The organism is Pseudomonas fluorescens, assembly GCF_000967965.1.
GTDB lineage: Bacteria > Pseudomonadota > Gammaproteobacteria > Pseudomonadales > Pseudomonadaceae > Aquipseudomonas > Aquipseudomonas grandcourensis.
In genome coordinates, this window is sequence record NZ_LACC01000025.1 from 96415 (window position 1) to 103754 (window position 7340).

General features: G+C 57.3%; 6 protein-coding genes. 1 reads left to right on the top strand and 5 read right to left on the bottom strand.

Annotation, left to right across the window (positions count from 1 at the left end):
- Positions 1-225: 225 nt before the first annotated feature.
- The gene (locus VC35_RS20355; RefSeq protein WP_046042217.1) at positions 226-2127 is read right to left on the bottom strand and encodes an acyltransferase family protein; all 1902 of its coding nucleotides are present in this window, start codon (positions 2125-2127) and stop codon (positions 226-228) included.
- A 287-nt stretch (positions 2128-2414) separates the two neighbouring features.
- On the opposite strand from VC35_RS20355, the gene nadA reads away from it, so the two are divergent.
- Positions 2415-3473, top strand: a complete 1059-nt coding sequence (gene nadA, locus VC35_RS20360) for a quinolinate synthase NadA (RefSeq protein WP_046042219.1) — start codon at positions 2415-2417, stop codon at positions 3471-3473.
- Between the two features lie 58 nt (positions 3474-3531).
- Here nadA and VC35_RS20365 read toward each other — a convergent pair whose 3' ends face one another.
- The 4 genes from VC35_RS20365 to VC35_RS20380 form a co-directional block, all read right to left on the bottom strand.
- Positions 3532-4020: an RDD family protein gene (locus VC35_RS20365; protein ID WP_046042220.1), complete on the bottom strand. Its 489-nt coding sequence runs from the start codon at positions 4018-4020 to the stop codon at positions 3532-3534.
- A 96-nt stretch (positions 4021-4116) separates the two neighbouring features.
- Entirely contained in the window at positions 4117-4329 is a 213-nt protein-coding gene (locus VC35_RS20370; RefSeq protein WP_007977299.1) for a cold-shock protein, read from the bottom strand.
- A gap of 403 nt (positions 4330-4732) precedes the next feature.
- On the bottom strand, positions 4733-5857 hold the full coding sequence (gcvT, locus tag VC35_RS20375) for a glycine cleavage system aminomethyltransferase GcvT (protein ID WP_046042222.1): 1125 nt from the start codon (positions 5855-5857) through the stop codon (positions 4733-4735).
- A gap of 36 nt (positions 5858-5893) precedes the next feature.
- Positions 5894-7270 carry an L-serine ammonia-lyase gene (locus VC35_RS20380; protein WP_046042223.1) on the bottom strand — a complete coding sequence of 459 codons (1377 nt, stop codon included), beginning with the start codon at positions 7268-7270 and terminating at the stop codon, positions 5894-5896.
- Positions 7271-7340: the final 70 nt, after the last annotated feature.

Sequence of the window (7340 nt, forward strand, 5' to 3'; positions counted from 1 at the left end):
CGGATTTTTTTTTGCCTGCAATAAAGCAGAGCGACCGAAGCTGCGCCCACTGCGCGGTGGCGATGGATGAGTCGTTCAGCAGGCGCTTGGTTAGGTAAGTGTTTCGTCTGGCGGTGACCTGGCTGCGTTGATGCTCGATTTGCGGGCCACATGAGTCATTGACGAGGGCATCCTCAAAGACACCCTGTCTGACCCTGGCGGAGGCGTTGGAGCGCCTCCCAGGGCCTATATGCCTTTCGCCACTCCTTTGAACAACCCCTTCAGCTGTTGATTGCCGGCATCCACGAGATGGTTGTCATCGAAGTACAGTGGAACGCCGTCCTTGGACCCCATGCAGTGTCCGTCAGGACAAAGGTATGGAGTTGGGTCTACCACCGTTACGTTGCAACGCTTTGCAACTGCTTCAATTACGGCGATAGCGTTCCTGTTGCGCTGCTCATACTCATACAGCGGGATCGAAATGTCTGATGCCTGCTGGAATATCCGCCGATGCAGATTCAAGCCTTTGTAGACGCTGAAGGGCATTTCCGGAATCGGCTTCACCATATAAACCGGATGATTTTTCGCGATCGAGCAGACGACGTCGGAGTATTGCGCCGTGTAGGTCTCGACAAATGATGAATCATCCAGGTTCTTCTGTTCAGGGAAGGAAATACGGTAGCTGTTGTTTCTGCTTGGGTCTGAGTACAGCGCCGCCCTGCTGAACAGCACTACAGGGATGCCCTGGTACGACCTTTTCAATACTTCCAGTTTTTCATGGTTGAACGCTTGGCATTGGCTTTCCAGCTCTTTGTCTCGCATTGCGAAGTTTTGCAGTGGGGGGCAGCCGCCGCGAGCCCAAGACAATGCGGCCTGCTGGTTCTCCATCTGGACAGCCGCAGCCGTAGATTGTGCATGACTGTCGCCAAACAGGATGACCGACACTTCACCCGTCCCGAGTTTGCAATCGGAGGCGGCATAGTTGTTGGGGTAGCACTCCTGCGGGTACAGCTTGCTGGTGTATTCGGGCTGCCCCAAGTCGACAAATGCAAACCGCACGGCCGGGTGGTTCTTCACTACCGAGGATGTTATGGCTGACAAGGCAACAACCCCTACTGCGTATGACGCGAATTTGAGGATCGTTCCTGGCGCAGACGTAATCTTCTTCACCTTCGACTCAATCAGGTAGAACGAAAGTGCACCCAACACGAACGAAAGAGCGATTGCTCCCACAATGTGCGGCACGCTCGTAAGCAAGCCGCAGCTATAGAGAAACACCACCAGCGGCCAATGCCACAGGTAAACGGAGTAAGAGATTTTTCCGGTGAATTGCAGAGCCTTGTGGTTGCTGAAAACTGACTGAGTATTCCCGTAGATCACTAGCGCTGTGCCCAAGACCGGTAGCGCCGCAAGATACCCCGGCCAGAGATCCTGCTCAGAAAAGCAGAACACACTGGTCAGAATTGCCAGCAGCCCGAGTCCCTCGCAAACCGTGCTGTTGCGCTTGCCGAGTTGAAGGGGAAACAGAAATACCAGTCCCCCCGCGATCAGCTCCCAGGCACGGGTTGGCAGCATGTAGAACGCAAATACGGGATTGGCCTTCGTCACAAGGATGGACGCGCCGAAGGACATCAAGGCCAACACCATCAGTGCATGGGTGGTCTTGCGGGCACCAAAACATTTGTATAGCGCCATGAGCAGCACGGGATAGAGCATGTAAAACTGCCACTCAACTGACAGCGACCAGGTATGCAGCAACCAGTTCTCGTGCAGCGGAGCATCGAAATAGCTCCCGCCTTTGGCAAACATGAAATTTGAGCTGAAGAGCAAGCTGCTTTTGATCGTTCTGATGGTGTCCCGGTAGTCGTCCAAGGGTAGAAACACGAAGCCGAACACCAATAGCGCAACGCACAGAGCCAATAGCGCCGGAACAATTCGGCGTGCTCTTGATGCGTAGAACCCAAGGAGGGAGAAATTTTGTTTTTGGAGGCCGGTAAAGATGATTCCGGTCATCAGGAAGCCGGATATGACGAAAAAGACGTCAACCCCCGCAAACCCCCCACCGAACCCTTCGATCTTGAAGTGGAAAAGCACTACGGATATGACGGCGAGTGCTCGTAATGCGTTGATATTTTTATGAAATTGCATTTTCTACCTGCTATCGCGTCCCTGTTGGCAGCTGGCATTGTAGTGGCCGTGTTTACTGATTCATACATTCTCACTACAAATCTATTTGCCTATGAGCATTGCTGTAGAGCACGCGGGGCAGTGCAGGTCAGAATCATCTTTTGCATCTGCGGGATATTCTGTAGCCTTGCGCATCTTCAACGCTGTCCGTGCCTGATGAATACTCACTTTCCCGGCGGTACCCAGAAGGGTCCGGAGCCGGGTGTATACTCGACTTTCGCGCAAACGCGCCTGCAGGTCTTGCGAACATGACGCAGATTTCCGAACGCCTTTTGGTTCAGGCTCACCTCGACGCCAAGCAGCCCAAGCCGCTGACTGCCGAGGAAGAAGCTTATTACCGTGCCGCCATTGCCGCCGAGCTCAAGGCTCAGGACGCGGTGATGGTTGCCCACTTCTATTGCGATCCGGTGATTCAGGCCCTGGCCGAAGAAACCGGTGGTTGCGTTTCCGATTCGCTGGAGATGGCCCGCTTCGGCAACGCACATCCGGCCAAGACCGTGTTGGTCGCCGGTGTGAAGTTCATGGGTGAAACCGCGAAAATCCTCAACCCTGAAAAACGTGTGCTGATGCCCACCCTCGAAGCGACGTGTTCGCTGGACCTGGGTTGCCCGGTGGACGAGTTTTCGGCGTTCTGTGATCAGCACCCGGAACGCACCGTCGTGGTGTATGCCAATACCTCGGCGGCGGTCAAAGCCCGGGCGGACTGGGTGGTGACGTCCAGCTGCGCACTGGAGATCGTCGAAAGCCTGATGGATAACGGCGAGACCATCATCTGGGGGCCGGACAAACACCTGGGCACTTACATTCAGCGCCAGACCGGTGCTGACATGCTGCTGTGGGACGGTGCCTGCATCGTTCACGAAGAGTTCAAGTCCAAACAGCTTGAAGACATGAAGGCGCTGTACCCTGATGCGGCGATTCTGGTGCACCCGGAGTCGCCGACATCGGTGATTGAATTGGCCGATGCCGTGGGTTCCACCAGTCAGTTGATCGCGGCGGCACAGAGCCTGCCGAACAAGACGTTGATCGTTGCGACCGACCGCGGCATTTTCTACAAGATGCAGCAGCTGTGCCCGGACAAGGTCTTCATCGAAGCGCCAACGGCCGGTAACGGCGCAGCCTGCCGTAGTTGCGCACATTGCCCGTGGATGGCCATGAACACGCTTGAGCGCACGCTAAAGTGCTTGAAAGAAGGGGCGAACGAGATCTTTGTCGATCCTGCGCTGATTCCGCAGGCGATTCGCCCATTGAAGCGCATGCTCGACTTCACTCAGGCTGCGCGGATGAAGCTGGCGGGTAACGCCTGATTCGCCGGCCGCCAAAAAAACGCCCCGATAGGATCGGGGCGTTTTTGCATCTGGCGGTTTACCTGGTTTTCTTCGGAATTTGTACGAGCTGAGTGTTGGAGTACATGTCATGCCAGCTGCGCTTCTGTTTATCGAACAGTGGCCAGATAAAACCCAGCCCTGCGCACAGCCATGAAGCAATCGACACCACAAACCGCAACAGCGCCTGCCACAGGCTGATGGGTGAACCATCGGCGTTCTGCACGCGAATGCACCACACCTGCATGCCCAGGGTCTGGCCAGACCAGGTCCAGAACTTGGCGAAAAAGCCGAACAGCACAAACAGCAGCACCGTCGAGAGCAATGGGTCGCCGTCCAGCGCGCCGGCCTCGGTCAGTGTGCGCATTTTTTCTTCGCCGAGGATGGCCATCTGGATCATCTTGTAAATGCCGCTGGTGACGATCAGCAGGGCGGTACACAACAGGAAGTCATAGAACATCGCTGCCAGGCGACGACCCAGGGGAGCGGCGGGGAAGTCGCCCTGGGGGTTGAGAAGGTGTTTCGACATGGCAGCCTCGGGGCAGAAAAAAGAAGCCATTTTACGGATTTACGCGCACAAAAAAGCCCCTGATGTCAGCATCAGGGGCTTTTTCGTTACAGAAGATCAGGCTTCTGCTTGTACTTCGTCAGCCTGCATGCCTTTCTGGCCCTGCACGGCGATGAAAGTCACTTTCTGGCCTTCTTTCAGGCTTTTGAAGCCGTTGCCCTGGATAGCGCGGAAATGCACGAACAGATCCGGACCGCTTTCAGGAGTGATAAAACCAAAACCTTTCTCGTCGTTAAACCACTTGACGGTACCGCTCTGACGTTGGGACATTTCTTATTTCCTTTGACGCAAAAAATTAATGACAGTCTCCTTCTCATGAAAGAGTACTGGGGCTGGTTGCAGGAGAGTAAGAAGACGTCGAACGGGATGTAGCTAACTTGTAGGCTACTGCCCAGGTCACGATTCCAAGCGACCCATGCAAACACAGTGAACAAACTCTACGCCAACTACGGGAGAAAAAACAAGCCCTGTGAAGGCCCCGTATTTCCTCAGGTTGATGGCAAAGTCAGTCCACTAGCGGGGGCTTATTCCCTGGTCTTGTTCAGTTGTTTTCGATCGTTATAAGCAAAGTTCATAATCGAAGCTTATAGCCAAACGGTGCACTGTTATATGGCGGTTGCGTTACACATTAGTGCACCGTTAACGCAACCGCGTTACTTATAGGAACATTCAATCAGCCGCGATAGTAGCGTTGTGGAACAAATGGCATTTTGCTTACAAGCAAAGGCACCTTTTTCCCACGAACGATCGCCCAAACCGGTGTGTCCAGTGCGATATAAGCGCTGTCGACATAACCCATGGCCAGCGGCCCGCCCAAGGTTGGCCCGAAACCGCCGCTGCAGACGCTACCGATGATGTCGCCGGCTTCGTTGACGATCTCGGCGCCTTCACGCACGGGTGTACGTTCCTGTGGTAACAAACCTACGCGTTTGCGGTTCACGCCTGCCTGTTGCTGGGCGAATACGCTTTCAGCGCCAGGGAAGCCGCCGGCCCGCGCACCATCGGCACGACGCGGCTTGGAGATCGCCCACAGCAGGCTCGCCTCAATCGGCGTGGTTTCGGTGTTCATGTCATGACCGTACAGGCACAAACCCGCTTCCAGGCGCAGGGAGTCGCGGGCGCCAAGGCCGATGGCGGCCACTTCGGCTTCAGCGAGCAGCGCGCGAGCCAGGGCTTCGGCGTTCGCGGCGGGTACGGAGATTTCGAAACCGTCTTCACCGGTGTAACCCGAGCGGCTGGCAAAGCAGTCCACACCCAGCAGCTTCACGCGGGCGAACTGCATGAAGGTCATCTTTGCAACTGTAGGGGCCAGGCGTGCCAGCACGGTCACGGCAGCCGGGCCTTGCAGGGCGAGCAGAGCGCGCTCTTCGAACAGCGGCTCGATCGTGCACTGGTCGCCAATGTGCTTGCGCAGGTGGGCCAGGTCCTGGTCCTTGCAGGCGGCGTTGACCACCAGGAACAGTTCGTCGTTGCCCAGGTTGGCGACCATCAGGTCGTCGAGGATGCCGCCCGTCGCATTGGTGAACATGGCGTAACGCTGCATGCCCACCGGCAGATCGATGATGTCCACCGGCACCAGCGTTTCCAGGGCCTTGGCGGCATTGGCGCCGGTCAGGCGGATCTGGCCCATGTGCGAGACATCGAACAGCCCGGCCTGATCACGGGTGTGCTGGTGTTCTTTCATCACGCCCAGCGGGTACTGGACGGGCATGTCGTAGCCGGCGAACGGCACCATGCGCGCGCCGAGTTCGATGTGCAGTGCGTGCAACGGGGTTTTCAACAGTTGTTCGGTGGACATATTCAGCTCCTGAAGAAGGGTGCAGATGAGCGCGCATCAGCACTCGATAATGTTGACCGCCAAACCGCCACGGGCGGTTTCCTTGTATTTGCTTTTCATGTCGGCGCCGGTCTGGCGCATGGTGCGAATGACCTTGTCGAGGGAGACGAAGTGTTGTCCGTCGCCGCGCAGAGCCATGCGCACGGCATTGATGGCCTTGACCGAGCCCATGGCGTTGCGCTCGATGCAAGGCACTTGCACCAGCCCGCCAATCGGGTCGCAGGTTAGTCCGAGGTTGTGTTCCATGCCGATTTCCGCGGCGTTCTCCACTTGTTGCACAGTGCCGCCAAGCACTTCGCACAGGGCACCGGCGGCCATCGAACAGGCGACGCCGACTTCGCCCTGGCAGCCGACTTCGGCGCCGGAGATGGAGGCGTTTTCCTTGTACAGAATGCCGATGGCTGCGGCAGTGAGCAGAAAACGCACCACGCCGTCGTCATTGGAGCCCGGGATAAAGCGCATGTAGTAATGCAGCACCGCTGGAATGATCCCGGCCGCGCCGTTGGTGGGGGCGGTGACCACGCGCCCGCCATTGGCGTTTTCTTCATTGACCGCCAGGGCGTACAGGTTGACCCAGTCGAGCACTGACAACGGGTCGCGCAAAGACGATTCCGGGTTCTTGCACAATTGCCGATGCAGCGCGGCGGCCCGGCGTTTGACCTTCAGTCCGCCGGGCAGGATGCCTTCATTGCGGCATCCGGCGGCGACGCAGTCCTGCATCACTTGCCATATTTTCAGCAGGCCGGCGCGGGTTTCCGCTTCCGGGCGCCAGGCGCTTTCGTTGGTCAGCATCACCTGGCTGATCGACAGCCCGTATTTGACGCAATGACCGAGAAGATCCTTGGCACTTTTGAACGGAAAGGTCAGGGGCGTGGCGTCTTCGACGATGCGATCGGCGCCGGCGGCGTCCTCATCGACCACAAAACCGCCGCCGACCGAGTAGTACTCGCGGCTGCGGACCTGCAGGCCCGCTGCGTCGAAGGCGCGGAAAATCATGCCGTTGGGGTGATAGGGCAAGGGTTTGCGAATCATCGCCAGGTGTTCTTTCTCGTTGAACGCAATGCTGTGTTCGCCGAGCAGGTTCAAGCGGCCGTTACCACGAATTTCTTGCAGGCGCGCAGCGACGGTTTCTGTATCCACGGTGTCCGGGTGTTCACCTTCCAGGCCCAGCAGCACAGCCTTGTCACTGCCGTGGCCTTTGCCGGTGGCGCCGAGCGAGCCGTACAGCTCGACCTTGACGCAGGTGGTGGCCGTCAGCAGCCCTTCACGGCGCAAGCCTTCGACGAAACGCACAGCGGCGCGCATCGGGCCGACGGTGTGGGAGCTGGAGGGGCCGATGCCAATCTTGAACAGGTCGAACACGCTTAACGACATGGTGGTTCTCCGGTTTCTTGTTATAGGCGTATCACGGGAGATGCTTTGCGTAGGAGCTGCCGCAGGCTGC

Excerpts from the sequence above, each read along its gene's own strand:
- VC35_RS20365 (WP_046042220.1), bottom strand. The coding sequence starts at position 4,020 with ATGTCGAAACACCTTCTCAACCCCCAGGGCGACTTCCCCGCCGCTCCC.
- VC35_RS20355 (WP_046042217.1), bottom strand. The coding sequence starts at position 2,127 with ATGCAATTTCATAAAAATATCAACGCATTACGAGCACTCGCCGTCATA.
- VC35_RS20370 (WP_007977299.1), bottom strand. The coding sequence starts at position 4,329 with ATGTCCCAACGTCAGAGCGGTACCGTCAAGTGGTTTAACGACGAGAAA.
- gcvT (WP_046042222.1), bottom strand. The coding sequence starts at position 5,857 with ATGTCCACCGAACAACTGTTGAAAACCCCGTTGCACGCACTGCACATC.
- VC35_RS20380 (WP_046042223.1), bottom strand. The coding sequence starts at position 7,270 with ATGTCGTTAAGCGTGTTCGACCTGTTCAAGATTGGCATCGGCCCCTCC.
- nadA (WP_046042219.1), top strand. The coding sequence starts at position 2,415 with ATGACGCAGATTTCCGAACGCCTTTTGGTTCAGGCTCACCTCGACGCC.